We start from the raw sequence: 25,415 nt of genomic DNA on the forward strand, positions 1-25,415 counted from the left end.
TCCCACCAGAGGCTACCGGCGGCGGCGGAGGTGACCATGGGACGGCACGCGAACGGCGAGCAGGCGGCCCCGGCGTTCGGGGACTGGCGAGCCAGGATGGCCCTGCGCGGCGGCCCGGTGACGCACATGATCGCGCGAGCCGGCTGGGGAGTGTTCGCCGTGCTCTGTGCCGTGCTCATGGTGGGCGTGGCCGTGCTGTACGCGGCGAACCCCGGCGAGAACGGCGCGGACAACTCCACCGGCGCGAACTTCATCGGCGGCATGATCGCCTTCGTGCCGATCGGGGCCGCCATCGGTGCGCTGCTCGGGCTGCCGGCGCAGTTCGCCGTCCGGTCGTGGCTGCGCACCCCCACCGAGCTGGAGCGGCGCGCCGCGCGGGCGGCCGAGGAACACGCCACCCGGTTCGTCGCCGACGGCCTGCGCGCGTCCGGCTGGTGGGCCGGCGCCTACGAGCGGTGCGCGAAGTCGGTCACGGCGTTCCACGCGGTGGTCGGCACGCTGCGGCACGGCGCCGGGCAGGACTGGTTCACCGGTATCGGCGACACCCTGGACCTCGAGCTGGCGGAGGCGCTGCGGCTGGCCCGGCTCGGCGAGGGCCTGGCGCCGGACGTCTCGAACGGCGCCCGGCTCACCGGTGCCGCGCTCGAGGCCGCCGACCTGCTGCGGGCGGCGGAGCGGTCGTTCGCGGAGACCACCGAGCGGGCCGCGTCGATCGCCCTGGACCTGCGCGACGAGACCGACTTCGTGCGGGTACGCGCCCAGTTGGAGATGCTCGCCGCGCAGGCTCCGCACCTGCGCGCGGAGGGCTGAGGGCTGGCTGAGCGTCAGTCGGTGACGTTCGGCCGGGTGTGGTACTCGAAGACCAGGCCGCCGACCGCGACCAGCACCAGCACCAGCCCGATGACCAGCAGCCAGATCTGCCAGAACGCGAGCGCGATGGCCGCGATCCCGCCGGCGGCCGCGATACCCACCGGCCAGTACGAGCCGGCGCTGAAGAACCCGACCTCGCCCGCGCCGTCGCTGATCTCGGCGTCCGGGTTGTCCTCCGGCCGCCGCTCGACGCGCCGCGCGACGAAGTGGAAGTAGGAGCCGACGATCAGCGACAGCCCACCGGTCAGGATGAGCGCCACGAGGCCGACCGGCTCCTTCGCCCAGAACCCGTAGACGATCGCGGCAAGGAAGAAGAACGCGGTCGTCACGTCGAAGAGCCTGGCTTCGACCTTCATGCTGTCCTCACTCTCGAAGACCTCAGGAACTCAGTTCGACGAGGTACGGGCCGTGCGGTCGGTGTTGAACGGGCTCGTGGTGTTGGCGGTCGGGCTGCACAGGTCGCCGCAGCTCGGGTCCTCCTGACCCATCACCGCGAGCGCCTCACCCGCGGTGTACGGCTGGCCGGTGTCCTCGTTGACGGTGCGCCGCAGGATCATGTACCGGTCGAACCGCTCCGGGTTGAGCGCGCGGACCTCGAAGTTCATCGCCGAGTGGTAGGTCCCGCACAGTTCGGCGCAGCGGCCGACGAACGAGCCCTCCTGGTCGATCTCGTTCTGGAACGTGTTGTCCTGGTTGTTCTTCTCCGGGTACGGGAAGACGTCCCGCTTGAAGTTGAACTCCGGCACGAAGAACGAGTGGATGACGTCCCGCGCCCGCAGGTTGTAGTGGATGGTGCTCTCGGTGGGCAGCACGAGCAGCGGGATGATGTCGGAGGTGCCGGTGGTCTTGACCAGCGGACCCTCGGGCACCCGCGGCGCGACCGAGGCGCCGGTGGTGTCCTTGTACGACTCGTACTCGAACTGCCAGTTCCACTGGAAGGCCAGGATGTTGACGGTGACGTCGACGTCCTCCGGCTCCTCCTCGGCCAGCACGTAGTTCTGCGTGGTCATCGTGAAGTAGAAGAGCACCACCACGATGACGGCCGGGATGCCGGTGTAGACCCACTCCAGGAAGTGGTTGTACTGGAACTGCTTGGGCAGCTTGTCGTCGCGCTTGCGGTGCGCGATGACCGGCCACAGGATCAGTGCCCAGACCAGCACACCGACGACCAGCGACGCGATCACCGTCCACGTCCAGAACTCACGCATCCGGTCGGCCTGCGGGGTGACGCCTTCCGGCCAGCCGAAGTTCAACACCTCGCTGGTGGAGCACCCGGAAACGACGACGGACACCAGGACCATCAGGCCTACCAGACCCGCGACCCGCTTGGTCGGCGTGCGCCTCTTGTCGCCCACTGCGCGCCCCTCCTCAGACTTCCGTGATCTGGTCCCGGAGCCTAGCCGAGCGGTACAGGCCGCACCGCGTAGGGGCGGTCCTGTCCGCCCGGGCCATACTTGGACTCGACGAGCACTCGACGCGAGAGGTTGTGCCGGAGACGTGTGCGGTCTGCTTGGCCTTGTCTGCCCCACCGAAGCCGATGCCAGTGCCAGCCGGGAGGCGGTGGCCTCCGCGATGCGCTGCCAGCGGCACCGCGGCCCCGACGAGAGCGGCACGTGGGCCGGTGACGAGGTCGTCTTCGGCTTCAACCGGCTGTCCATCATCGACGTCGACAACTCCCACCAGCCGCTGCACTGGAGCCCGGAGGGTGTGCAGGAGCGCTACACGCTGCTGTTCAACGGGGAGATCTACAACTACCTGGAGCTGCGCCAGGAGCTGATCGAGCAGCACGGCGCCACCATGCGCACCCACGGCGACGGCGAGGTCATCGTCGCGCTGTACCACTACCTCGGCCCGGCCGCGGTGTCGAAGCTGCGCGGGATGTTCTCGTTCCTGATCTGGGACTGGCGCAGGCGGGTCGTGTTCGGCGCGCGGGACCCGTTCGGGATCAAGCCGCTGTTCTACTCGGCCGGCCCGGGCGGGGTCGCGTTCGCGAGCGAGAAGAAGTCGCTTCTCGAGTTGGCGCACCGGCTGCGGGTGCCGGCGACGCTCGACCGCACGGCCCTGCAGCACTACCTGACGCTGCAGTACGTGCCCGAGCCGGAGTCCATGCACCAGGAGATCCGGCGGATCGAGTCCGGAACGTCGTTCACCATCTCCCCCGGCGGCCGACTGACCACGGACCGTTACTTCTTCCACACGTTCCGTCCGACCGCGCTGCGCGGCAAGGACACCCCGGAGCGCCTGTACGACCGGATCGCCGACGTGATGCGCGACTCGGTGGCCAAGCACATGCGGGCGGACGTGACCGTCGGCGCGTTCCTGTCCGGCGGGATCGACTCGACCGCCATCGCGGCGCTGGCCCGCGAGCACAACCCGAACCTGATCACGTTCACCACCGGTTTCGAGCGCGAGGGCTACTCCGAGGTCGACGTGGCGGCGGAGTCGGCCGCGGCGATCGGCGTCAAGCACGTCGTCCGCACGGTGAGCGCGCAGGAGATGATGGAGGCGCTGCCGCTGATCGTCTGGTACCTCGACGATCCGGTGGCCGACCCCGCGCTGGTGCCGCTGTGGTTCATCGCCAGGGAGGCACGCCGGCACGTGAAGGTCGTGCTGTCCGGTGAGGGCGCGGACGAGCTGTTCGGCGGGTACACGATCTACCGGGAGCCGCTGTCGCTGGCGGCGTTCGAGAAGGTGCCGGGCGCCCTGCGCAAGGCCATGGGCTCGCTGTCCACGAAGATCCCCGAGGGCACCCGGGGCAAGGACCTGCTGCGCCGGGGCGCGCTGAACCTGGAGCAGCGCTACTACGGCAACGCCCGCATCTTCCGGGACGACCAGCTGCGCCAGGTGCTGCGGACGTTCGACCCGGCCGTCGGGCACATGGACGTGACGGCCGGCCCGTACCGGGAGTCGGCCGGCTGGGATCCGGTGACCCGGATGCAGCACGTGGACCTGTTCACCTGGCTGCGCGGGGACATCCTGGTCAAGGCCGACAAGGTCACCATGGCGAACTCGCTGGAGCTGCGGGTGCCGTTCCTGGACACCGAGGTGTTCCGGGTCGCGGCGACCATCCCGATGGAGGAGAAGGTCACCAAGGAGACCACGAAGTACGCGCTGCGTCAGGCGCTGCGCCAGATCGTGCCGGCACACGTGCTGAACCGGCGCAAGCTCGGCTTCCCGGTGCCGATCCGGCTGTGGCTGCGCGACGAGATGTACGACTGGGCCAGGCAGATCGTGCTCAAGTCGCAGACCGACGAGGAGATCGACAAGAACGCCGTGCTGCGACTGCTCGAGGAGCACCGGGCCGGCACGCTCGACCACAGCAGGCGGATCTGGGCGCTGCTGGTCTACATGATCTGGCACGGCATCTTCGTCGAGCGCACGATCCAGCCGAGGATCCCGGAGCCGCACTACCCGGTGAAGCTCTGAGGTCCTCCTCACCCGCGCTGGAACCGCCAGGTCTTGCTGTCGAACAGCAGGCAGACGCTCGGCGACAGCACCACCACGCGCAGGGTGCCGTCCCGCTCGTCGTAGTCGATGCCCTCCGCCTCGAACTCGCCCGAGCACGCGCTCTCCAGTGGCAGCTGCCCCAGCGCGGTGACCGTGCCGGTCACGTCCGCCGCGCCGACCGGGGCCGACAGGTCGACCCGCAGCAGCGGCTTCGTGATCCCGAACAGGTCGCCCGCCGGGTCGTCGGACGAGCACAGCAGCCGCCGGTCGGTCACGAAGTCGCAGCCCTGGACGTCCCGCACCGGCCGGTCCAGCCGCACCGAGGACGCGTACGGCAGGTTCGCGGCGGGATCCTGGTGGGCGACGCCCGGCATCGGGTGCACCAGCAGGCGGTCCATGGTGCCCCACTCGCCCGCGACCAGCCACCGCCCGTCCGGCGACACCGCGGCGAACGAGTTGTTCGGGGCCTCCCAGGACTCCAGCGCGTGCGTGTACTCCGCCCACGAGCCGTCCGGGGCCTGCACCCGGAACAGCTTCGCGCCCCGGTCGTCGCGCTGGTACGGCTCCACGTAGTACCCGTGCCCGGCGCCGGGGTCGCCCACGTGGTTCCACCCGCGCGCCGCCACGTCGGGCGGGATCGTGCCGACGCCCGTGTACCGGACGGTCGTGCCGTCCGGCCGCTCCACCACGGCCAGGCCCTGCGACTCGTCCAGTGGCCGGGCGACGTCCGAGCCGACCGGCTGCCACGGGCCGGTCGACGCGCCGGCCACACCGGCGGAGAGCAGGGTCAACGACAGGGCGGCCGCCGCCGCGAGTGCGCGCATGCACTCACAGCTACCAGACCGTGACGCCGCGCGGTACCGACGTCCGAGGGTCAGCGCGGTGACCCGATGGCGTCGACCAGCTGCCGCGCACCCGGCAGCTCCACGGGGTAGTGCCCGGCACCGAGCAGCGGCACGAGCCGTTTCGGCGCGGCGATGCGGTCGAAGAACCGCAGGCTCACCTCGGTGGGCGTCCACCGGTCCTCCGCCGGGTGCGCGAGCACGACCGTCACCCCGGTGGCGTCCTCCGGCTCGACCGCCGGCGCAGAGTCGAGGAAGCTCCGCAGGAAGCCGAGCGGCATTCGGGTGCCGCCGCCGCGCCGGTCGGCGAGCACGACGTCGACCAGTTCCGGCCGGTTCGCGATCGCCCGCATGTTCGCCAGCCGGCGCATCGGCACGGACACGCCGGCCAGCGGGCCCGCGGCCACCCGCAGCAGCGGCCGGGCGGCGGCACCCAGCCACCGGTGCCGCGAGATGTGCCGGCGGGCCACCGGGTCCCGGGGATCGAGCAGGCACGTCACCAGGATCCGGTCCACGACCCCGGCCCGGGTGGCGACCTCGTAGGCCAGCATCCCGCCCATGCTGGCGCCGATCAGCAGCGACGGCCGCTCGGCGACGGCGAGCGCGCGGGCCAGCTCCACCCAGTCGCCGTAGCGCACGTCACGCCGCCGGGGCACCCGCGTCCGGCCGTACCCGGGCAGGTCGGGCACGACCACGTGGTAGCCGCGCTCGGCCGCCAGCGCGGCGTAGGGCCACAGCGCGGCGGCGTGCCCGCCGGCGCCGTGCAGCAGGAGCACCCGGGGCGCGTCCGGCTCGCCGACCCGCTCCACGTGCACGTCGACGTCCCGCCAGCGCCACCAGGTGGACACCCGGGCCGGCAACGGGCTCGGACGCAGCTCGGCGGGCAGTTGGGCCAGGTAGACGTCGTGCACACCGGTAGTCTTGGCCGCCTCGACGCCCACGACAACTCGCATTGGCACGCCCATCGACACGCCCAGGAAAACACCCCGTCAGCAGCGATCCCGGGAGACCGTCGACGCGGTCGTCGAGGCGGCTGCTCAGCTTTTCGAGCGCGAGGGCCTCGCCGCGACCACCAACCGCGTCGCCGAGCGTGCTGGGGTCTCGATCGGCACCCTGTACCAGTACTTCCCGAACAAGCAGGCGCTGCTGTACGCACTCGCCGAACGGCACCTCGACGCCGCCCACCGCACGCTGGCCACCGTGTCGGCCAGGCTCCGGGCGGAACGGCCCGGCTGGGAGGAGACCGTCCGGGCACTGGTGACCGCGTTCGTCGACCTGCACCGCGACCGGCCCCGGCTGCAAACGCTGATGTACGAGTACGCGCCCCGCGCCCCGGAAGGCGTCGCCAGGCTGCACGCGCTGCACGACGCGCTGGTCGCCGAGGTCACCGGTCAGCTGCGCCGGTTCGGCCGTCCCGAGCCGGAGCGGACGGCCGCCCTGCTCGTACACGCCGCCGAGGCGCAGCTGCACCGCGTACTGCTCGACCGGGACGACGCCGCGGAGGTCCTCACCCGTGCGCTGCTGGCGCTCGCGGACCTCCGCTGAGCGCGCCTACGCGTCCGGCAGGACGGGCGTGATCTCCTCGGCGGCCTGCGGCCCGTACGCCTCGCCGATCCGGGAGACGGCCTGGGCCTTGTCGAACGTCCACTCCTGGGGGCCGACCGTCTCCAGCACCAGCACCGCGATGTAGCTGCCGAGCTGCGCCGCCCGCTCGAGTCCGAGCCCCTTCTCCAGGCCCGCGAGCAGACCGGCACGGAAGGCGTCGCCCACACCGGTCGGGTCCGCCTTCACCGTCTCCGGTACCGCGTTCACGCTGACGGACGTGCCGTCCTTGTGCACGATCTCCGCGCCCTTCTCGCCGAGCGTGGTGATCCGGATCCCGACCCGGTCCATCACCTCGCGCTCGGTCCAGCCGGTCTTGCGGCGCAGCAGCTCCCACTCGTAGTCGTTGTTGAACAGGTAGTCCGCGCCCTGCACGAACGCCCGGATCTGGGCGCCGTCCATGCGCGCGAGCTGCTGGGACGGGTCGACGGCGAACCGGTAGCCGCGCTGGCGGCACTCGTCGGCGTGCCGGATCATCGCGTCCGGGTCGTCCGGGCTGATCAGCACCAGGTCGAAGCCGCCGACCTTGGCGGCGACCGGGGCCAGCTCGATCAGGCGCGCCTCGGCCATCGCCCCCGCGTAGAAGGAGGCGATCTGGCACATGTCGTCGTCGGTGGTGCACACGAACCGGGCGGTGTGGGCGTTCTCCGACACCCGCACGCCGGCGCAGTCCACCCCGTGCCGCTCCAGCCAGGACCGGTAGTCGCCGAAGTCGTTGCCGACCGAGCCGACCAGCACCGGCGACGCACCCAGCACGCCCATGCCGAACGCGATGTTGGCCCCGATCCCGCCGCGGCGGACGACCAGGTCGTCGACGAGGAAGCTCAGCGAGATCCGGTGCAGCTGCTCGGCCACGAGCTGGTCGGCGAACTTGCCGGGAAAGTGCATGAGGTGGTCGGTGGCGATACTTCCGGAGACGGCGACGGGCACGAGGGCTTCCCCTGTCTGGTTGTCGTCAGATGGAGTGAACGGAAGTCGTCAAGATTAGTCGCAGTGCTCCGCGCTCACCAAGAACGGGGCCCTGTTTTCGGACCCCGTTCTCGTGCGCTCCGGCTCGTCAGTGGAACGAGTCGCCGCAGGCGCAGGACCCGCCGGCGTTGGGGTTGTCGATCGTGAACCCCTGCTTCTCGATCGTGTCGACGAAGTCGATGGTCGCGCCCTGCACGTACGGGGCGCTCATCCGGTCAACGGCCACCTTGAGGCCACCGAAGTCGCGGTACAGGTCGCCGTCGAGCGCGCGCTCGTCGAAGAACAGCTGGTAGCGCAGGCCCGCGCAGCCACCCGGCTGGACGGCGATGCGCAGGTGCATGTCGTCCCGACCCTCCTGGTCGAGCAGGGCCTTGGCCTTGCTGGCCGCGGCGTCGGACAACGTCACCCCGTGGGTCTCGGTCGCCGTGGTGTTCTCCTGTGCGGTCGTCATGGTTCTCCCTCGACCTTGGACTCCTACTACCTGTGGACAACCGGGATCGTCCGCCTTTTCTTCCACCCATGGTCGCACACGTCGCTCAAGGGACGGTGTTACCGACGCCACTGCGCCGAAACATGCTTCGCCAGCGCGGTGAGGGTGCCCTCCGGGTCGGCGAGCGAGGCCTCCGGCGAGCCGACGTGCTCGGCGACCGAGTACGCGCGGTCGACCCCGGCCGCCGCGGCCCGCCGCCGCCCGACGCTGACCACGCCGGCGAGCACCAGGCACGGCGTCCCGCGTTCGGACGACGCGGCGGCGACCCGGGTGACGAGCTTGCCCCGCAGCGACTGGAAGTCGAAGCTGCCCTCACCGGTGATCACCAGCTGGGCGGTGTCCAGGGCGGTGTCCAGGCCGGTCAGCCGGCGGACGATGCCGGCACCGGACTCGACGGTCGCGCCGAGGGCGATCAGCGCGGCACCGAGGCCACCGGCCGCTCCCGCTCCCGGCTCGTCACGGACGTCCCGGCCCGCGACCTCGGCGAGCACGTCCGCCCAGCGGGTCAGCGAGCGCTCCAGCCGCCGCACCGCGAGGTCGTCGGCGCCCTTCTGCGGGCCGAACACGCGCGCCGCGCCGTCCTTGCCGAGCAGCGGGTTCTCCACGTCGGATGCTGCGACCAGGGTCACCCCGCCGAGGTCGACGCCGCCGTCGAGCCGCACGGCGTCCACCAGCGCCGCCCCGCCCGGCGGCAGCGGCCCGCCGTTCTCACCGGTGGGCACCGCGCCCAGGGCGTGGAACAGGCCGGCTCCACCGTCCGTGGTCGCCGAGCCGCCGAGACCGACGACGATCGTGTGCACGTTCGCCCGCAGGGCGTCGGCCACCAGTTCGCCGACGCCGAGCGTCGTCGCCGTGAGGGCGTCCCGTTCCCCCTTCGGGACCAGGTGCAGCCCGCACGCCTGCGCGCACTCCAGGTAGGCGGTACCGTCGTGCTCGAGCCAGACCGCGTCGACGGCTTCACCCCGTGGACCGGTCACCGAGACGCGGTGCAGGGTTCCGTCGAGGGCGGAGTGCAGCACGTCGACGAAGCCCGGCCCGCCGTCGGCGAGCGGGCAGAGGGTGAGTTCGTCGTCCGGCGCGCTGCCGCGCCACCCGGCCGCGATGGCCTCGGCGGCCTCCGGCGCGGTCAACGTGCCGCCGAAACAGTCAGGAGCGATCAGGACCCGCATGGTCAGAGACTAGTTGGCTCTGCCTTAGTCTCTCCTCTGTGAGGTTCCTTCGACGCAAAGACGCCGAGTCCGCCGACGCCGAGATCGACACCGGCGACGACACCGTGCTGGACGAGCCGAGGAACAAGGCGCACACCCCGGGCAAGGGCCGTCCGACGCCGAAGCGCCGCGAAGCCGAGGGCCGCAGGCGGGGTCCGGTCGCGCCGCCGCCGCGCACCACCCGCGAGGCGATGAAGCGAGCGCGGGGCAACAAGGAGGAGCGCAAGGAACTCGCCGCCAAGCGCCGCGAAATACGCGCCAAGCAGCGCGAACGCATGATGGCCGGCGACGAGCAGTACCTGATGCCGAGGGACCGGGGTCCGGTCAAGGCCTACATCCGTGACCTGGTCGACTCCAAGCGCAACCTGCTCGGGCTGTTCATGCCGCTCGCGATCGTGATCTTCGTCGCGCTGCTGTCCCCGAGCCCGGAGGTGCAGAGCCTGACCACGCTGGTCTGCCTGCTGATGCTGCTGGCGATGATCTTCGAGGGCATCCTGCAGGGTCGGCGGATCACCCGGTTGGTGCGCGAGAAGTACCCGAAGGAGCACGTGCGCGGCCTGTCCGTGGGCTGGTACGCGTTCATCCGCGCCTCGCAGATCCGCAAGCTGCGGGTGCCGAAGCCGCGGGTGCGACCCGGTGCCAAGGTGTGACCGAGGAGCTGCGGCGTGACCCGTTGCCGCTGCGCGGACGGGTGGCGCTGGTCACCGGCGCGAGCAGGCGGATCGGCATCGGCTACGCGATCGCCCGGCGGCTCGCCGCGTACGGCGCGAGCGTGTTCGTGCACCACTTCAGTCCGCACGACGCCGAGCAGCCGTGGGGCGCGGACCCGGGCGGGGCGGAGGCGGTCGTCGCCGGGGTGACCGAGGCGCTGGCCGCGCCGGGCGCCGGCGTGGACCACCTGTCGCTGGACCTGACCGCGCCGGACGCCCCGTCCGCGCTGGTCACCGCCGCCGTGGCGGCGTTCGGGCGCCTGGACGTCCTGGTGTGCAACCAGGCCCGCAGCGGCGGCGACGGGCCGTTGTCGGAGATGGACGCGGACAAGCTGGACGGGCACTGGTCGGTGAACGCGCGGGCGTCGATCCTGCTGGCCAAGGCGTTCGCCGCGCTCGGCGGTCCGGGGCGGATCCTGTTCATGACCTCCGGACAGGACCTGGGTCCGATGCGCGACGAGGTGGCGTACGCGGCGAGCAAGGGCGCGATCACCGCGATCACCGCGACCCTGGCCGACGAGCTCGCGGATTCTGGTATAGGCGTCAACACGGTCAACCCGGGGCCGGTCGACACCGGCTACGCTCCGCCGGCCGTGCGGGAGGCCGTGGCCAGGCGTTTCCCGGGTGGCGAGTGGGGCATGCCGGACGATCCGGCGCGGTTGGTGGCCTGGCTCGCGACCGACGAGGCCAGGTGGATCACCGGGCAGGTCGTCAACACCGAGGGTGGCTTCCGGCGCTGGTGACCGCGAGTTGTCCACAACCGACCCGACTGTGGACAACTCACGTCACTGGCCCGGTCCGAACCCGCTCCATGGATATCTTCGAGCCATGGAATTTCGTCGACTCGGCCGCAGCGGCCTGAACATCAGTGAGATCTCGTACGGCAACTGGCTCACCCACGGCTCCCAGATCGAGGAGGAACAGGCGCGCGCCTGCGTCCGTGCCGCACTGGACGCCGGCATCACGTCCTTCGACACCGCCGACGTCTACGCGAACACCGCGGCGGAGTCCGTCCTGGGTCGCGCGCTCGAGGGCCAACGCCGGGAGAGCCTGGAGATCTTCACCAAGGTGTTCTTCCCGACCGGCCCCGCCGGCCCGAACGACCGCGGGCTCGGCCGCAAGCACATCATGGAGTCGGCGAACGCGTCGCTGAAGCGGCTGCGCACCGACTACGTCGACCTCTACCAGGCACACCGGTTCGACAAGTCGGTGCCGTTGGAGGAGACGTTCCTGGCCTTCGCCGACCTGGTGCGGCAGGGCAAGGTCCTCTACATCGGGGTGTCGGAGTGGAACGCCGACCAGATCCGCCGCGGCGCCGAGCTGGCGCGGGAGCTGAACGTCCCGTTCATCTCCAACCAGCCGCAGTACTCGATGCTGTGGCGGGTCATCGAGTCGGACGTGGTGCCGGCGAGCGAGGCGGAGGGCATCGGCCAGATCGTGTGGTCGCCGGTCGCGCAGGGCGTGCTGACCGGCAAGTACCTGCCCGGTCAGCCGGTGCCGGCCGGCTCCCGCGCCACCGACGAGTCCGGCCGGAACTTCATCTCCCGGTTGCTTCGCGACGACGTGCTGGAGAAGGTCCAGGGCCTCCGGCCGATCGCCGACGAGGTCGGCCTGTCGATGGCACAGCTGGCGGTGGCCTGGGTGCTGCAGAACCGGAACGTCGCCTCGGCGATCATCGGCGCCACCCGTCCCGAGCAGGTCACCGAGAACGTCAAGGCGGCCGGCGTCACGCTCGACGCCGACGTCCTGGCCGCGATCGACAAGGTCCTGGACGGCGCGATCGTGACCGATCCCCGCTTAGGCGGCTAATCGGGTGGGTGCAGGCTCATCGGCCCGTAGACGACTTCGCCGTCTCCGCCATCGCGATCACCATCGCGGACGAGGGTGACGTCGTCGACGCCGCGGGCCAGCAGGTCCGCCCAGTTGTCGCGCAGCCAGTCCTCGGCGTCGCCCTGGTCGCCGAAGGACGGGCTGTCGTCGCAGCTCCAGCGGTATCCCACGGTCGTTCACGATAGCGTGCGCGCCGTGGCAACCCTGGTGCTCGGCGGCGCCCGCTCCGGCAAGTCGGCCCACGCCGAGGGCCTCCTTCCGGCCGAGCGCGCGACCTACGTGGCGACGGCCCGAGCCGACCCCACCGACCCGGAGTGGCAGGCCCGCATCGCCACTCACGCCGCCCGCCGCCCGCCTGGCTGGCGGACGATCGAGCTCGCCACCCCGCACGACCTGACCCGACTGCTGAAGGAGGTACCCGAGACAGCTGCCCCCATCCTCGTGGACGACATCGCCACCTGGCTCGCGACTCTGCTCGACGACACCGACGCCTGGGCGGACGGCTCCCTGGACCCGGTCCGGGACGAGTGCGAACGCCTGGCGGCCGCGGTGGGCGCCTGCCGCGCGGAGGTCGTCCTGGTGTCGGCGGAAGTCGGCCTCGGCGTGGTTCCGGCCACCCGCGCCGGCCGGCTGTTCCGCGATCAGCTTGGTTCCCTCAACGCCGCGCTGGCCGAGCAGTGCGCCGAGGTGTTCCTCCTGGTGGCGGGCATCCCGCTGCGCCTGCGCTGACCGTGGGTCCGATCCCCGCGGCCGGTTGGACAACCGAACATCGTCAGCGCCACGGCTGTCCGGCGGCCTCTCCGTCGCGACCGGGAGCCGCTCTGGCAGGCTTTCGGCGATCAGTCGCGCAGGAGGTAGCCGGATGACCGACCCGGTCGAGTTCGACACCGTCAGCCCGCCCGACGAGCCGTCCCGCGAGGCCGCGCTCACCCGGCACGAGCGGCTCACCAAGCCACGGGGCTCGCTCGGCCGGCTGGAGCGGCTCGGTGCGTGGCTGGCGGCCTGCCAGGGCCAGTGCCCGCCGAGGCCGCTGGAGCGCGCGCGAATCGTGGTGTTCGCCGGCGACCACGGCGTGGCCGCGCGCGGGGTGTCCGCCTACCCCAGCGAGGTCACCGCCCAGATGGTGGCGAACTTCCGAGCCGGCGGCGCGGCCATCAACGTCCTCGCCGCGAGCGTGGGCGCGCAGGTCCGGGTCGTCGACCTGGCCGTCGACTCGGATGCCGCGGACGCGGATGCCGCGGACGCCGGTGACACCGCCGGCTCGGCGTACCGGGTACGCCGCTCCTCCGGCTCGATCGACGCCGAGGACGCGCTCACCGACGACGAGACCCACGCGGCGCTCGCCGCCGGCCGGGCGATCGCGGACGAGGAGGTCGACGCGGGCGCCGACCTGCTGGTCGCCGGCGACATGGGCATCGGCAACACCACCGCGGCCGCGGTGCTGGTCGCCGCGCTGACCGGCACCGAGCCGGTGGCCGTGGTCGGGCGGGGCACCGGGATCGACGACGCGACCTGGATGCGCAAGACCGCCGCGATCCGGGACGCCCTGCGGCGCGCCAAGCCGGTGACCGCCGAGCCGGTGGCGCTGCTCCGCACGGTCGCGGGCGCGGACATCACCGCGATGGCCGGGTTCCTCGCCCAGGCCGCCGTTCGCCGCACCCCGGTGGTGCTCGACGGCGTCGTGTCCGGTGCCGCCGCGCTGGTCGCCGAGGAACTGGTGCCGGGCGCCCGCGCGTGGTGGGTCGCCGGTCACCGTTCGCCCGAGCCGGCGCACGCCCTGGTGCTCGAGCAGCTCGACCTGGACCCGCTGCTCGACATGGCCATGCGCCTCGGCGAGGGCACCGGCGCGACCGCCGCGATCCCGCTGCTGTCCATGTCGGTGCGCGTGCTCGCGGAGATGGCGACGTTCGACGAAGCCGGCATCAGCGGCCCGACCGGGCCCTGACCCCGTGCTCGCCGGCGCGCGCCTGGCGCTGTCCTGGCTCACGGTGCTGCCGGTGCGGCAGTCCGAGGTGGACCGCGCCCTGGCCACGCGGGCGATCACGCTGGCGCCGTTCGTCGGCCTGCTGCTGGGTCTGGTCGCCGCCGGCGTCCTGTTCGTCCTGGACCTCACCCGCATGCCGGGACTCCTGGCCGGCCTGCTCACCGTCGGTCTGCTGGCCGTCCTCACCAGGGGCATGCATCTCGACGGTCTGGCAGACGCCGCGGACGGTCTTGGCTGCTACGGCCCGCCAGAACGCGCCCTGGCCGTCATGCGGGACGGCGGCACGGGCCCGTTCGCCGTGGTCACGCTGATCGTGACGATCGGCGCCCAAGCCGCGGCCTTCGACGCCCTGTCCGGCGACCACTGGTGGGCCGTGGTCGTCGCGGTGACGGCAGGCCGGGCCGCGTTCACCGCCTGCTGCGTCCGCGGCATCCAAGCCGCCCGCCCGGACGGCCTTGGCGCACTGGTAGCCGGCACCCAGCCCGCGGCCGTGCCGGTGGTGTGGCTGGCCATGCTGACCATGGCGGCGACCGTCGTCGACCTGGACCACCCGTGGCTCGGCCCGGTCGCCGTCCTCGCCGGCGCGGGCGTGACGACCGCGTTCGTGTCCCACACCCGCCGCCGCCTGAACGGCATCACCGGCGACGTGCTCGGTGCCGCGAGCGAGGTGACCACCACCGTCGTGGCGGTCACCTGCACCCTCGTCTGACTCAGCGGGCCCGGTCGCCCGTCAGGCGAGCGGAACCATCCAGCCCTCGGGGTCCGGTGCGGTGCCCCGCTGGATCGCGGTCAGCGCGGCACGCAGGCGCGAGGTCACCTCACCGGTGCCACCGCCGCTCACCGTGAACTCGCCGTCGGCGTGCTTGACCGAACCCACCGGTGTGATCACGGCGGCGGTGCCGCACGCGAACACCTCGGTCAGCTCACCCGACTCGGCCTTCTTCTCCCACTCCTCGGTGGAGACGCGCCGTTCCTCGATGGTGTGGCCGAGCGAGGCCGCGAGCCTGAGCAGCGAGTCGCGCGTGATGCCGGCGAGCAGCGAGCCGGACAGCTCCGGCGTGACCACCCGCGCGTCCTTCCCGGAGCCGAAGACGAAGAACAGGTTCATCCCGCCCATCTCCTCCACCCAGCGCCGTTCCACCGCGTCCAGCCAGACGACCTGCTCACAACCCTGCTCAGCCGCCTGCGCCTGGGCGACCAGCGAGGCCGCGTAGTTGCCGGCGAACTTGGCCGCCCCGGTGCCGCCCGGTGCCGCCCGGACGTACTCCGTGGACAGCCACACGCTCACCGGCTTGATCCCGCCGGCGAAGTACGACCCCGCCGGCGAGGCGATCAGCAGGTACAGGTACTCGGCCGACGGACGCACGCCGAGCCCCACCTCGGTGGAGATCATGAACGGCCGCAGGTACAGCGACTCCTCGTCCTGCTCGGGCACCCACCGCCCGTCGACGGCGAGGAGCTCACGCAGCGAGCCGAGGAACAGCTCGTCCGGAAGCTCCGGCATCGCGAGCCGCCGGGCCGACCGGCGGAACCGCTCCGCGTTCGCCTCGGGCCGAAAGGACGCGATCGTGCCGTCCGGCTGGCGGTAGGCCTTGAGGCCTTCGAAGATCGCCTGGCCGTAGTGCAGCACCATGGCCGCCGGGTCGAGCGTCACCGCGCGGTAGGGCTCGACCGTCGCGCTGTGCCAGCCCCTGGTCGTGTCGTGGCGAACCGTCACCATGTGGTCGGTGAAGAACTGCCCGAACCCAGGGTTGGCCAATACCTCCGCGATCCGCTCCGGGGTCGCCGGTGACGGGTGCGGGGTCCTGGTGAACGACAATGTGGACGTCATAGGTGCACGGTAGCTGTCGTGGGGCGCGCAGAGAATCGGCAATCGGACCTTCTGTCGTCCAACCATCCGGCTACCGGACGCGCCGGTGACGCACCGCGACCAGACGAAGCGCCGCGTCACCCAGCAGCAGTACCGCAGCCACGGTAAGCGCCACTCTCGGCTCCACGACAGCCGCGCCCACCGCCACCACTCCCCCCACCGCGATCGCCACCCGCAGGCTCGGCACCCCACCCACCGACGCGACCAGCCCCCGCACGATCCCCCACAACGCGAACCCCGTAGCGACGGCCACCCCCACGAGCACCAACGGCCGCAACGCCCCCGCGTCCGCCGCGGCGAGCGCGTCGAGCACCGGCACCGGCGACAACCCCAACCGAGGCGCGCCGAGCTGCCGCAACACCGCCGCCCCCACCGCGAGACACATCACCAACACCACCGCGAGGACGGCGAGCACCCCCAACCGCCGAACCCGCCCGGAACCACGCGAGTCGATCACACCACCCTCGTCTCCACCCGCCGACATCCCCACCGAACCCGCACGCGGACCGCTCACACCGTCCTCGTCTCCACCCGACGACGCCCCCACCGAGCCCGCACGCGGACCGCTCACACCGTCCTCGTCTCCACCCGACGACGCCCCCACCGAGCCCGCACGCGGACCGCTCACACCGTCCTCGTCTCCACCCGACGACGCCCCCACCGAGCCCGCATCCGAACCACCGTCGCCGTCCTCGCCCGTGCGTCTGGTCGCGACACCGCGCGGCGAGTCCGGTAGGTGCACGTCGACCACTCCGCGTGCCGACAGCCTCGTCCCGAACGGCGACATCCCCGGTTCGCCCGGGCGCGCCGGCGGCCCCACCCCGAGGAAGCACACCGTCAACAAGCCGGCGCTCGCCACCAGCCCGAGCGCGCTGCCACCCTGCTCCAGCGCCACCGCCGGCGACACCGGCTCGATCGCGAAGCACGCCAGCACCACCAGCGCCAGCGACCCCAGCACCACCGCCGCCCCGGCTCGCACGACCAACGCCGGCACCCGCGGCACCGCGACCGTCACCACCGTCACCAGCACGGCCAGCACCACGGCGCCGAGACGTTCCCGCGCCGGTGTCAGGTACTGCCCGAACGTCCCCGCGATCGCCACCGCCGCGGCCAGCCGGCCGAGTACCCCCACGCCGAACAGCACGCGCCGCACCGGCGTCGGCGCCGTGGCCAGTGGACGTTCCCAACTGGACAGAACGGTCAGGTACCCCAGCCCGCCGGCCACCACGAGCGCCACGAGCAACCACGGCCCTGCCAGCGACGCGGCCGGCGCGAGCCCGGTGAACAATCCCGCCCCGAACGTCGACACCACTCCGGCGGCGAGGAAGTCCACTCTCCGTGCAACCACCGGTCAACCGTCGCAGACCGCGCCGGACCGACCTGACGGTGGGCACCCTCGCGGCAAGTCGTTAGCATGCGTCAGCAACTCGACCGACGGGAGTACATCGTTGACCGCCCCGAAGCTGTCCCTGACCGCCACCTCGGCGGACGAGGCCACCGTTGACGCCGTGATCATCGGCACCCGGCAGGACGGTGAGCACCTCGTGCTGGCACCGGGCAGCGAGGCGGTGGCCGCCGCGTTCGACGGGTCGCTGGTCGACGTGCTCTCCACGCTGGGCGTCACCGGCAAGACCGACGAGGTCGTCAAGGTCCCCACCATGGGCCGGCTCGCCGCCCCGGTGCTCGTCGCCGCCGGGCTCGGGTCGGGCGAGGCGACCGCGGAGCGGGTCCGGCGCGCCTCCGGTGCCGCCGCCCGCGCGCTCGCCGGGACGACCCGCGCACTCAGCACGCTGTCCACTGTGGACCTCCAGGCTACGGTCGAGGGCACGATCCTCGGCGCCTACCGGTTCGACACCTACCGCTCCGAGCCCGGCGACGCCCCGCTCGCCCGGGTCGACCTCGCGTCCCCCGGCGAGGGCACCGCCAAGGAGCACCGGGCCACCGTCAAGGCGGCCACCGCGATCGCCGAGGCGGTCAACACCGCCCGTGACTTCGTCAACACCCCGCCGAACGACCTGTACCCGGCGTCGTTCGCCGAGCGCGCCGCCGCGCTGGGCAAGGCAGCCGGCCTCGACGTCGAGATCCTCGACGAGAAGGCGCTGCGCAAGGCCGGCTTCGGGGGCGTGCTCGGCGTCGGCATGGGCTCCACCCGTCCGCCGCGGGTGCTGCGCATGACCTACCGCGGCCCGAAGGCCCGCAAGAAGGTGGCGCTGGTCGGCAAGGGCATCACGTTCGACACCGGCGGCATCTCGATCAAGCCGGCCGCCAACATGGACGAGATGACCTCGGACATGTCCGGTGCCGCCGCCATCGTCGCGACCGCGGTGCTCGCCGCGAAGCTCAAGTACCCGCTGGAGGTCAGCGCGACGGTGCCGATGGCGGAGAACATGCCCTCCGGCGCGGCCTACCGCCCCGGCGACGTGCTCACGATGTACGGCGGCAAGACCGTCGAGGTCCTCAACACCGACGCCGAAGGCCGCCTGATCCTGGCCGACGCGATCGTGCGCGCCTGCGAGGACGGCCCGGACTACCTGGTCGAGACCGCGACGCTGACCGGCGCGCAGGTCGTGGCGCTGGGCAGGCGCACCGCCGGCATCATGGGCTCCGACGAGTTCCGCGACCGCGTCGCCGCCATCGCGAAGGCCACCGGCGAGGGCGGCTGGCCGATGCCGCTACCCGACGAACTCCGCCGCGACCTGGACTCCAAGCTGGCCGACCTGGCCAACGTGACGGGCCACCGGTGGGGCGGCATGCTCGCCGCGGGCCACTTCCTGAGCGAGTTCGTGCCGGACGGGCTGCCGTGGGCGCACATCGACATCGCCGGCCCGGCCTACAACAACGGCGGCCCGTGGGGCTACAACGGCAAGGGCGGCACCGGCGTCCCGGTCCGCACGCTGGCGGCGCTGCTCGCGGACATCGCCGACAACGGCTGACTACAGCCGGATAGGCGGCCAAGCACCCACCGTCGGACAACCATGTGAACCAGCACCGCCGGCGGGTGCGATAGCAAACACTCGTGGCCACAGGCATGCGCAACCGCCATGGGGGACCCCTGTTTTCAGGCTACCCGGCAGTTCCGACGGTTCCGGGCGTCGAGGCGCGGGCCTGTGGACAACCAGGACCGCGCGAACCCTGTGGACTACTCAGTCGACCGTCCACGTGGGCCAGGTCTCGACGTCGCGGCCGGTCGTCAGCGGGCCGCCCAGGGTCACGCCGGCGACCGTCGCCTCGGCGGCGAGTTCGTACACGAAGCACGCGTACACCGCCGTGCCCGGTTCGGGCGGCGCCGTGAACGACGGGCAGTCCAGCATGGTGTCGAAGCCGGTCCTGGCCCCGGTCAACACGCCACGGTCGTCGCGCAGGTACAGGTGTTCGGCCGGAAGCCGCGCGCGGACGACGACGTACCGATGACCCGGCGCGGGACTCCGGTCACCCAGATAGCCGGACGGGGTCAGCACCAGGTCGGCACCCGCGCGGACGTCCACGCCGTCGACCGCCACCTCCACCAGGGGCTCGCCCAACCGGCCGACGTCCCGGGCGGGCGCCGGCGCATCCGACGCGGACGGCACCGACGCCGGGAACCGCACCGGCGGCGTGGTTCCCGGCGCGCCGACGACCACCGCCGTGACCGGGGTCGACTCGGGCACGGGCAGCGGCACGCAGGCGTCGAACGACGACGCAGGCTCGACGACGTCGGGCAGCGGCGACGCGCAGCCGACCGGGGTACCCGCCAGCGGCCGGATCCACTGGCCCCGGTCGTCCATGGCCGCCACGGTGTCGGCGACGTCCTGCCGCCACGCCGGGCCGGACACGTGCACGCCGCGCAGCACCACGGTCACCCAGCGGTAGCCGAGCGGTGCCTCCCCCAGCGGCGCCGGGGCGCGCGACTCCACCCGCACGTCGGACACCGTCAACTCCAGCGTCGTCCCCGACGGGTGCCGGTGCCGGACGGGCGTCCCCATCCGTCCCCCGGCGAACGGCTGTCGGCCGTCGGCCACCAGTTCGCGGCCGTCGACCACCGGCGGCAGGCCCGGCGACGACGACGCGGCGGCGGGACCCGGCAGACCCGCGGTCAGCCGGCCCGGTCCGATCCCGACGACCGTCACCGCGGCCGCGGCCACCGCCATCACCAGGAGCGCCGCGGCGACGACGACCCGGCGGCGCAGCCGCAGCGGACGCGGCGCCGCCGGCACGGACTCCTCGACCGACACGGGCACCGGCGTGGCCAGTCGCAGCGCGCCGCGGGCCACGGCCTGCTCCGGGTCGGCCGCCAGGCGTACGGGGCGGCGGACCGCTTCCGACACCCGCCGGCCGACCACCGGCAGCGGGCCGGCTCCGACCAGCAGCACCCGGTCCACCGGCGTCTCGGCGACCACCCGCTCGACCAGGGAGCCCGAATCGCCCGGCTCCGCCGCGCCGTGCGCCAGCACCTCCAGCTCACCGGCCTCCGTCCGCCGGACCGCCGTCGCCTCGCACGTCGCCGCGTCGCAGGACACCACCAGCAGCGTCGCCCCCGGCTCCAGGTCCGCGCCGGCCGCGGCGGCCACCGGCGCGGCGACCGTCGACACCCGCGGCGCCAGGCCGCTCGCGGCCCTCGCCAGCACCTCGACCCGTGCGGGCGGCCAGCCGGCCGGGTGCGCAACGACCAGCTCGTCGATCCGGTCGACCGGCCCGACGGCACGGGCGAGCAGCGCCCGCACCAGGGCGTTCACCGGCAGCACGGTCTCGCCGACCAGCGTCTCGCGTTCGTCGAGCCGGTCGGCCACCGTGGTCGGCTCGAAGGTCGGCGCGAAGGCCGGGTCGGCCGCCCTGGTCGCCTCGTGGCCGGCGACCAGCCGGTCGTCGCGGTCGAGCAGCACGACCGACGGCTCCACAGCGACCAGCCGCTCCGGCGGGGTGGCCACGACGACCGTGTCGGCACCGCCGAAGTCGACGACGACAGTGACAGCGGTCACGCCACACCCTTCCCGCTCCGGAAAGTCGTACCGACCTTCAGATACGGCGGCATCGGCGGTGCGGGTTCAACCGCGTTCGCGCTTCTGCCGGGCCTGGTACTCCCGCATCCGCTTCGGGTAGCCGACCCGCTCCACCTCGTACACCGGCATGGAGCGCTTCTTGGCGAACTCGAACGCCGCGTCCGGGCTCGAGATGCGCCGTCGCGTCCATTCGCCGTCGTGCGCGACCAGTAGGACCGTCGTCTCGGTCACATGGGTTCGCGGTTCGACGAACGCCTCCACCCCACGGCGCTGCGACGCCCACTCGTCGAGGTGTGCGGTGTCCTGCTTGCTCGCGGTCCGGACCTGGCCCGTCCCGCCCTTCCCACCCTTGCGCTTCCTGCGCAGCGAGTCGAAAACGCCCACAGCGGCTACCTCCGTAGCGGAAAGTCGTCCCCTCCATTGTGCCTGTCCGGCCACCTCGCAAGCCTGCAGGACGTAGTGACAAGATGATGTGTGGTGGCCGCCGACATGGCCCTGTCAAGACCCAGCCGTACGTCGAGGAGAACCCGTGACTGATACCTCCGCTGACCTGGTGATCCTGGGTGGCGGGTCGGGAGGCTATGCCTGTGCGTTCCGCGCCGCCGGCCTCGGCCTGTCGGTGATCCTGGTCGAGAAGGACAAGCTCGGCGGCACCTGCCTGCACCGCGGTTGCATCCCCACCAAGGCGCTGCTGCACGCCGCCGAGGTCGCCGACCTGGCCAGGGAGGGCGACCAGTTCGGCGTCAAGTCCTCGCTCGAGGGCGTCGACATCGCCGGCGTCAACTCCTACAAGGACGGCGTCGTCGGCGGGCTCTACAAAGGACTCCAGGGTCTGGCCAAGGCCAACAAGGTCACCGTCGTCGAGGGCCAGGGCACGTTCGTCGGCCCGAACACCGTCGAGGTGAACGGCGAGCGGTACACCGGCCGCGACGTGGTGCTCGCCACCGGCTCCTACGCGCGCTCGCTGCCCGGCCTGGAGATCGGCGGCCGGATCATCACCAGCGACCAGGCGGTCAACCTCGACTACGTCCCGTCCAGCGTCGTGGTGCTCGGCGGCGGCGTGATCGGCGTCGAGTTCGCCAGCGTGTGGGCGTCGTTCGGCGCCGAGGTCACCATCGTCGAGGCGCTGCCCCGCCTGGTCCCGCTCGAGGACGAGTGGGCGTCCAAGCAGCTGGAGCGCGCCTTCCGCAAGCGCGGCATCGCCTACAAGACCGGGGTGAAGTTCACCGGCGCCGAGCAGGACGGCTCGAACGTCACGGTCTCGCTGGAGTCCGGCGAGACCATCGAGGCCGAGACCCTTCTGGTCGCCGTCGGCCGCGGCCCGAACAGCGCTGGCCACGGCTACGAGGAGGCCGGCATCGCCATGGAGCGCGGCTTCGTGCTCACCGACGACCGGCTGCGCACCAACCTGGACAACGTCTACGCCGTCGGCGACCTGGTGCCGGGCCTGCAGCTCGCGCACCGCGGCTTCCAGCACGGCATCTTCGTCGCCGAGGAGATCGCCGGCCGCGACCCGCGCCCGGTCGACGAGGCCGGCATCCCACGCGTCACCTACTGCAAGCCCGAGGTCGCGTCGGTCGGGCTGACCGAGGCGCAGGCCAAGGAGCGCTACGGCGACGCCCAGACCTACACCTACGCGCTGAGCGGCAACGGCAAGAGCCAGATCCTCAAGACCTCGGGCGGCGTGAAGCTCGTGAAGGCCCCGGACGGCCCCGTGGTGGGCGTCACGATGGTCGGCGAACGGGTCGGCGAGCTTGTCGGCGAGGCCCAGTTGATCTACAACTGGGAGGCCTACCCCGAGGACGTGGCGCCGCTCATCCACGCCCACCCCACCCAGACCGAGGCGCTCGGCGAGGCCTTCCTCGCCTTGGCCGGCAAGCCACTGCACGTGCACGGCTGAAGCCACGAGGAACAAGGAGTCAGCGAAACCATGGCCTTCTCCGTCCAGATGCCGGCGCTCGGCGAGAGTGTCACCGAGGGCACCGTCACGCGGTGGCTCAAGCAGGTCGGCGACACCGTCGAGGTGGACGAGCCGTTGCTGGAGGTGTCCACCGACAAGGTCGACACCGAGATCCCGTCGCCAGCGGCCGGTGTGCTGCAGAAGATCGTCGCCGAGGAGGACGAGACGATCGAGGTCGGCGCCGAGCTCGCGGTGATCGGCGACAGCGCCGAGTCCGGTGACTCCGGTGACTCCGGCGGCGGCTCCGACGAGTCCGCCCAGGCGGAGCCGGAACCAGAGCCGGAGCCGGAACCCCAGCAGCAGGCCGAGCCCGAGCCGGCGCGCGAGCAGCCGTCGTCCAGTGGTGGTGGCGGCGGCGGTGGTGGCGGCGGCACGCCGGTGGAGATGCCGGCGCTCGGCGAGAGTGTCACCGAGGGCACCGTCACGCGGTGGCTCAAGCAGGTCGGCGACACCGTCGAGGTGGACGAGCCGTTGCTGGAGGTGTCCACCGACAAGGTCGACACCGAGATCCCCTCCCCGGTGGCCGGCACCGTGCTGGAGATCACCGCTGCCGAGGACGAGACCGTGCAGGTCGGCGGCCAGCTCGCGATCGTCGGTTCCGGCGACGCCGCGCCCGCCAAGTCCGAGCCGGAGCCCCAGCCGGAACCGGAGCCCCAGCCCGAGCCAGCGCCGGAGCCCCCGAAGCAGGAGGCACCGAAGCAGGAGGCCCCTGAGCCGGAGCCGAAGCAGGAGGCACCGAAGCAGGAGGCACCGAAGCAGCCGGCGCCGCAGGACGCTCCCCGCCAGGAGTCGAAGCCGGCCGCGCGGGCGGGCGGCGACGCCCCCTACGTGACCCCGCTGGTCCGCAAGCTCGCCGCCGAGCACAAGGTCGACCTGGCCACCGTCACCGGCTCCGGTGTCGGCGGCCGGATCCGCAAGCAGGACGTGCTGGCCGCCGCCGAGGCCGCCAAGCAGCCGGCTCCGGCGGCCTCCGCGCCGGCCAAGGCCCCTGCCGCGCCCGCGCCCGCGTCCGATCTGCGCGGCAAGACCGAGAAGATGAGCCGCCTGCGCCAGACGGTGTCCCGGCGAATGGTCGAGTCGCTGCAGACCGCCGCGCAGCTCACCCAGGTCGTCGAGGTCGACGTGACCAAGGTCGCCAAGCTGCGGTCGCGAGCCAAGTCGGCGTTCGAGCAGCGCGAGGGCGTGAAGCTGACGTTCCTGCCGTTCTTCGCCAAGGCCACGGTCGAGGCACTCAAGGCGCACCCGAAGCTGAACGCGTCGATCAACGACGAGACCAAGGAGGTGACCTACCACGGCGCCGAGCACCTCGGCATCGCGGTGGACACCGACCGCGGCCTGCTGTCGCCGACCATCCACAACGCGGGTGACCTCAGCGTCGCCGGTCTCGCGCACCGGATCGCCGACCTGGCCGACCGGACCAGGGCCAACAAGGTCACCCCGGACGAGCTGTTCGGCGCGACGTTCACGCTGACCAACCTGGGCAGCCAGGGCGCGCTGTTCGACACGCCGATCATCCCGCAGCCGCAGTCCCAGGTCGGCATCCTGGGCGTCGGCCTGGTCGTGAAGCGCCCGGTCGTGGTGACCGACGCCGACGGCAACGACACCATCGCGATCCGGTCGATGGCCTACCTGGCGCTGACCTACGACCACCGCCTGGTCGACGGCGCCGACGCCGGCCGGTTCCTGACCTCGATCAAGAACCGCCTGCAGGAGGGGAACTTCGAGGGCGACCTGGGCCTGTAGATGCGCGTCGTGGTCGCCGGCTCGTCCGGCCTGGTCGGCACGGCACTGGTCAGCGGCCTGCGCGCCGCGGGCCACGACGTCGTCCGGCTCGTCCGGCGCCCGGCGACCGCGCCGGACGAGCGGACCTGGGACCCGCCGGCCGGGCGGATCGACGACGACGCCCTGGCCGGCGCCGACGCCGCGGTGAACCTGTGCGGCGCCGGCATCGGCAGCCGCCGCTGGAGCCACGCCCGCAAGCAGGTCCTGCTGGACAGCCGGGTCGAGCCGACCGAGGTGCTGGCCGCGGCGGTGGCCGAGCACGGGGTGAAGGTGCTGGTCAACGCGTCCGCGGTCGGCTACTACGGCGACGGTGGCGACCGGGTCCTGGACGAGCGCGCGCCGCGCGGCCGGGGGTTCCTGGCCGCGCTGTGCGGGCACTGGGAGGCGGCGACCCAGCGCGCCGAGGAGGCCGGGACGCGGGTCGTCCGGATGCGCACCGGACACGTGCTGTCCGGCCGGGGCGGGCTGCTCGGCACGCTGCGCCCGCTGGTGTTCCTGCTGCTCGGCGGCCGGCTCGGCGACGGCCGCCAGTTCATGCCGTGGATCGCCCTGTCCGACCACGTCGCCGCGATCCGCTTCGCCATCGAAACCGAGTCCCTGGCCGGCGCGGTCAACTCGTGCTCGCCGAACCCGGTCACCAACCGCGAGTTCACCCGGCTCCTCGGCCGGGTGATGCGCCGCCCCACCCCGTGGTTCGTGCCCGGTCTCGCCCTGCGCGCGGCCATCGGCGACGGCGGCGGCGAGGTGCTCTACAGCCAGCGCACGGTGCCGGCGGCACTGCGCGAGGCCGGGTTCGTCTTCGGCTACCCGAAGCTGGAGGACGCCTTCCGGGCCGCGCTCCAGTGAGGACGGACGACGACCGGATGACGAAGGCG

General features: G+C 72.5%; 25 protein-coding genes. 13 read left to right on the forward strand and 12 right to left on the reverse strand.

Annotation, left to right across the window (positions count from 1 at the left end; all coding sequences use genetic code 11):
* The first annotated feature begins 36 nt into the window (after window positions 1-36).
* Complete coding sequence (locus tag JT362_RS13475) at window positions 37-810, forward strand: hypothetical protein (protein WP_260191508.1); 774 nt, start codon at window positions 37-39, stop codon at window positions 808-810.
* A gap of 14 nt (window positions 811-824) precedes the next feature.
* Here JT362_RS13475 and JT362_RS13480 read toward each other — a convergent pair whose 3' ends face one another.
* Together JT362_RS13480 and ctaC are read right to left on the reverse strand one after the other, a co-directional pair.
* A complete protein-coding gene (locus tag JT362_RS13480; protein WP_260191509.1) occupies window positions 825-1,226 on the reverse strand; it encodes a cytochrome c oxidase subunit 4 in 402 nt (133 codons plus the stop codon).
* 30 nt (window positions 1,227-1,256) lie between these two features.
* Window positions 1,257-2,225: an aa3-type cytochrome oxidase subunit II gene (ctaC, locus tag JT362_RS13485; protein ID WP_375546491.1), complete on the reverse strand. Its 969-nt coding sequence runs from the start codon at window positions 2,223-2,225 to the stop codon at window positions 1,257-1,259.
* 142 nt (window positions 2,226-2,367) lie between these two features.
* Between ctaC and asnB the strand changes: the two genes are divergently transcribed.
* A complete protein-coding gene (gene asnB / locus JT362_RS13490) occupies window positions 2,368-4,296 on the forward strand; it encodes an asparagine synthase (glutamine-hydrolyzing) (protein WP_260191510.1) in 1,929 nt (642 codons plus the stop codon).
* Window positions 4,297-4,304: 8 nt separating this feature from the next.
* On the opposite strand, the gene JT362_RS13495 is transcribed toward asnB, so the two are convergent.
* Together JT362_RS13495 and JT362_RS13500 are read right to left on the reverse strand one after the other, a co-directional pair.
* Window positions 4,305-5,141 carry a hypothetical protein gene (locus tag JT362_RS13495; protein ID WP_260191511.1) on the reverse strand — a complete coding sequence of 279 codons (837 nt, stop codon included), beginning with the start codon at window positions 5,139-5,141 and terminating at the stop codon, window positions 4,305-4,307.
* Between the two features lie 50 nt (window positions 5,142-5,191).
* On the reverse strand, window positions 5,192-6,112 hold the full coding sequence (locus JT362_RS13500) for an alpha/beta hydrolase (protein WP_260191512.1): 921 nt from the start codon (window positions 6,110-6,112) through the stop codon (window positions 5,192-5,194).
* On the opposite strand from JT362_RS13500, the gene JT362_RS13505 reads away from it, so the two are divergent.
* Window positions 6,081-6,704, forward strand: coding sequence for a TetR/AcrR family transcriptional regulator (locus JT362_RS13505; protein ID WP_260191513.1), 624 nt, complete (start codon window positions 6,081-6,083; stop codon window positions 6,702-6,704). The two genes, JT362_RS13500 and JT362_RS13505, sit on opposite strands and share 32 nt — an antisense overlap.
* A gap of 6 nt (window positions 6,705-6,710) precedes the next feature.
* On the opposite strand, the gene JT362_RS13510 is transcribed toward JT362_RS13505, so the two are convergent.
* The 3 genes from JT362_RS13510 to JT362_RS13520 all read right to left on the reverse strand — a co-directional run bounded on the left by JT362_RS13510 (window position 6,711) and on the right by JT362_RS13520 (window position 9,389).
* Window positions 6,711-7,649: a carbohydrate kinase family protein gene (locus JT362_RS13510; RefSeq protein WP_260191598.1), complete on the reverse strand. Its 939-nt coding sequence runs from the start codon at window positions 7,647-7,649 to the stop codon at window positions 6,711-6,713.
* Between the two features lie 169 nt (window positions 7,650-7,818).
* Window positions 7,819-8,181: a HesB/IscA family protein gene (locus JT362_RS13515; RefSeq protein ID WP_260191514.1), complete on the reverse strand. Its 363-nt coding sequence runs from the start codon at window positions 8,179-8,181 to the stop codon at window positions 7,819-7,821.
* A 98-nt stretch (window positions 8,182-8,279) separates the two neighbouring features.
* Window positions 8,280-9,389, reverse strand: a complete 1,110-nt coding sequence (locus JT362_RS13520) for a glycerate kinase family protein (protein ID WP_260191515.1) — start codon at window positions 9,387-9,389, stop codon at window positions 8,280-8,282.
* Between the two features lie 38 nt (window positions 9,390-9,427).
* On the opposite strand from JT362_RS13520, the gene JT362_RS13525 reads away from it, so the two are divergent.
* The 3 genes from JT362_RS13525 to JT362_RS13535 all read left to right on the forward strand — a co-directional run bounded on the left by JT362_RS13525 (window position 9,428) and on the right by JT362_RS13535 (window position 11,947).
* Window positions 9,428-10,078, forward strand: coding sequence for a DUF3043 domain-containing protein (locus tag JT362_RS13525; RefSeq protein WP_260191516.1), 651 nt, complete (start codon window positions 9,428-9,430; stop codon window positions 10,076-10,078).
* Window positions 10,075-10,881 carry an SDR family oxidoreductase gene (locus JT362_RS13530; RefSeq protein ID WP_260191517.1) on the forward strand — a complete coding sequence of 269 codons (807 nt, stop codon included), beginning with the start codon at window positions 10,075-10,077 and terminating at the stop codon, window positions 10,879-10,881. Before JT362_RS13525 ends, JT362_RS13530 begins: the two co-directional genes overlap by 4 nt.
* Window positions 10,882-10,966: 85 nt before the next feature.
* Window positions 10,967-11,947 carry an aldo/keto reductase family protein gene (locus JT362_RS13535; RefSeq protein WP_260191518.1) on the forward strand — a complete coding sequence of 327 codons (981 nt, stop codon included), beginning with the start codon at window positions 10,967-10,969 and terminating at the stop codon, window positions 11,945-11,947.
* On the opposite strand, the gene JT362_RS13540 is transcribed toward JT362_RS13535, so the two are convergent.
* Complete coding sequence (locus JT362_RS13540; protein ID WP_260191519.1) at window positions 11,944-12,138, reverse strand: hypothetical protein; 195 nt, start codon at window positions 12,136-12,138, stop codon at window positions 11,944-11,946. The two genes, JT362_RS13535 and JT362_RS13540, sit on opposite strands and share 4 nt — an antisense overlap.
* 25 nt (window positions 12,139-12,163) lie before the next feature.
* Between JT362_RS13540 and cobU the strand changes: the two genes are divergently transcribed.
* The 3 genes from cobU (at window position 12,164) to cobS (ending at window position 14,661) form a co-directional block, all read left to right on the forward strand.
* Window positions 12,164-12,697 carry a bifunctional adenosylcobinamide kinase/adenosylcobinamide-phosphate guanylyltransferase gene (cobU, locus tag JT362_RS13545; RefSeq protein ID WP_260191520.1) on the forward strand — a complete coding sequence of 178 codons (534 nt, stop codon included), beginning with the start codon at window positions 12,164-12,166 and terminating at the stop codon, window positions 12,695-12,697.
* Between the two features lie 133 nt (window positions 12,698-12,830).
* Window positions 12,831-13,913: a nicotinate-nucleotide--dimethylbenzimidazole phosphoribosyltransferase gene (cobT, locus tag JT362_RS13550; RefSeq protein WP_260191521.1), complete on the forward strand. Its 1,083-nt coding sequence runs from the start codon at window positions 12,831-12,833 to the stop codon at window positions 13,911-13,913.
* A gap of 4 nt (window positions 13,914-13,917) precedes the next feature.
* A complete protein-coding gene (gene cobS / locus JT362_RS13555; RefSeq protein ID WP_260191522.1) occupies window positions 13,918-14,661 on the forward strand; it encodes an adenosylcobinamide-GDP ribazoletransferase in 744 nt (247 codons plus the stop codon).
* 21 nt (window positions 14,662-14,682) lie between these two features.
* Here the strand turns inward: cobS and JT362_RS13560 are convergent, their stop codons facing one another.
* Both JT362_RS13560 and JT362_RS13565 read right to left on the reverse strand, forming a co-directional pair.
* Window positions 14,683-15,783 carry a branched-chain amino acid aminotransferase gene (locus tag JT362_RS13560; protein WP_260191523.1) on the reverse strand — a complete coding sequence of 367 codons (1,101 nt, stop codon included), beginning with the start codon at window positions 15,781-15,783 and terminating at the stop codon, window positions 14,683-14,685.
* Between the two features lie 70 nt (window positions 15,784-15,853).
* Window positions 15,854-17,170 carry a hypothetical protein gene (locus JT362_RS13565; protein WP_260191524.1) on the reverse strand — a complete coding sequence of 439 codons (1,317 nt, stop codon included), beginning with the start codon at window positions 17,168-17,170 and terminating at the stop codon, window positions 15,854-15,856.
* A 100-nt stretch (window positions 17,171-17,270) separates the two neighbouring features.
* On the opposite strand from JT362_RS13565, the gene JT362_RS13570 reads away from it, so the two are divergent.
* A complete protein-coding gene (locus JT362_RS13570; protein WP_260191525.1) occupies window positions 17,271-18,755 on the forward strand; it encodes a leucyl aminopeptidase in 1,485 nt (494 codons plus the stop codon).
* Window positions 18,756-18,965: 210 nt separating this feature from the next.
* Here the strand turns inward: JT362_RS13570 and JT362_RS13575 are convergent, their stop codons facing one another.
* Window positions 18,966-20,777 (reverse strand): hypothetical protein, encoded by a 1,812-nt coding sequence (locus JT362_RS13575; RefSeq protein ID WP_260191526.1) that lies wholly within the window; start codon window positions 20,775-20,777, stop codon window positions 18,966-18,968.
* A gap of 66 nt (window positions 20,778-20,843) precedes the next feature.
* Window positions 20,844-21,182 carry an oxidoreductase gene (locus JT362_RS13580; RefSeq protein ID WP_260191527.1) on the reverse strand — a complete coding sequence of 113 codons (339 nt, stop codon included), beginning with the start codon at window positions 21,180-21,182 and terminating at the stop codon, window positions 20,844-20,846.
* A 145-nt stretch (window positions 21,183-21,327) separates the two neighbouring features.
* Between JT362_RS13580 and lpdA the strand changes: the two genes are divergently transcribed.
* From lpdA to JT362_RS13595, 3 genes are read left to right on the forward strand one after another with little or no spacing between them, the layout of a single operon-like run.
* The gene (gene lpdA / locus JT362_RS13585; protein WP_260191528.1) at window positions 21,328-22,698 is read left to right on the forward strand and encodes a dihydrolipoyl dehydrogenase; all 1,371 of its coding nucleotides are present in this window, start codon (window positions 21,328-21,330) and stop codon (window positions 22,696-22,698) included.
* A gap of 30 nt (window positions 22,699-22,728) precedes the next feature.
* A complete protein-coding gene (gene sucB / locus JT362_RS13590) occupies window positions 22,729-24,501 on the forward strand; it encodes a 2-oxoglutarate dehydrogenase, E2 component, dihydrolipoamide succinyltransferase (RefSeq protein WP_260191529.1) in 1,773 nt (590 codons plus the stop codon).
* Window positions 24,502-25,386, forward strand: coding sequence for a TIGR01777 family oxidoreductase (locus JT362_RS13595; protein ID WP_260191530.1), 885 nt, complete (start codon window positions 24,502-24,504; stop codon window positions 25,384-25,386).
* The last annotated feature ends 29 nt before the right edge of the window (window positions 25,387-25,415 follow it).

It is taken from the genome of Actinophytocola gossypii (genome assembly GCF_025165815.1).
Classification (GTDB): domain Bacteria; phylum Actinomycetota; class Actinomycetes; order Mycobacteriales; family Pseudonocardiaceae; genus Actinophytocola; species Actinophytocola gossypii.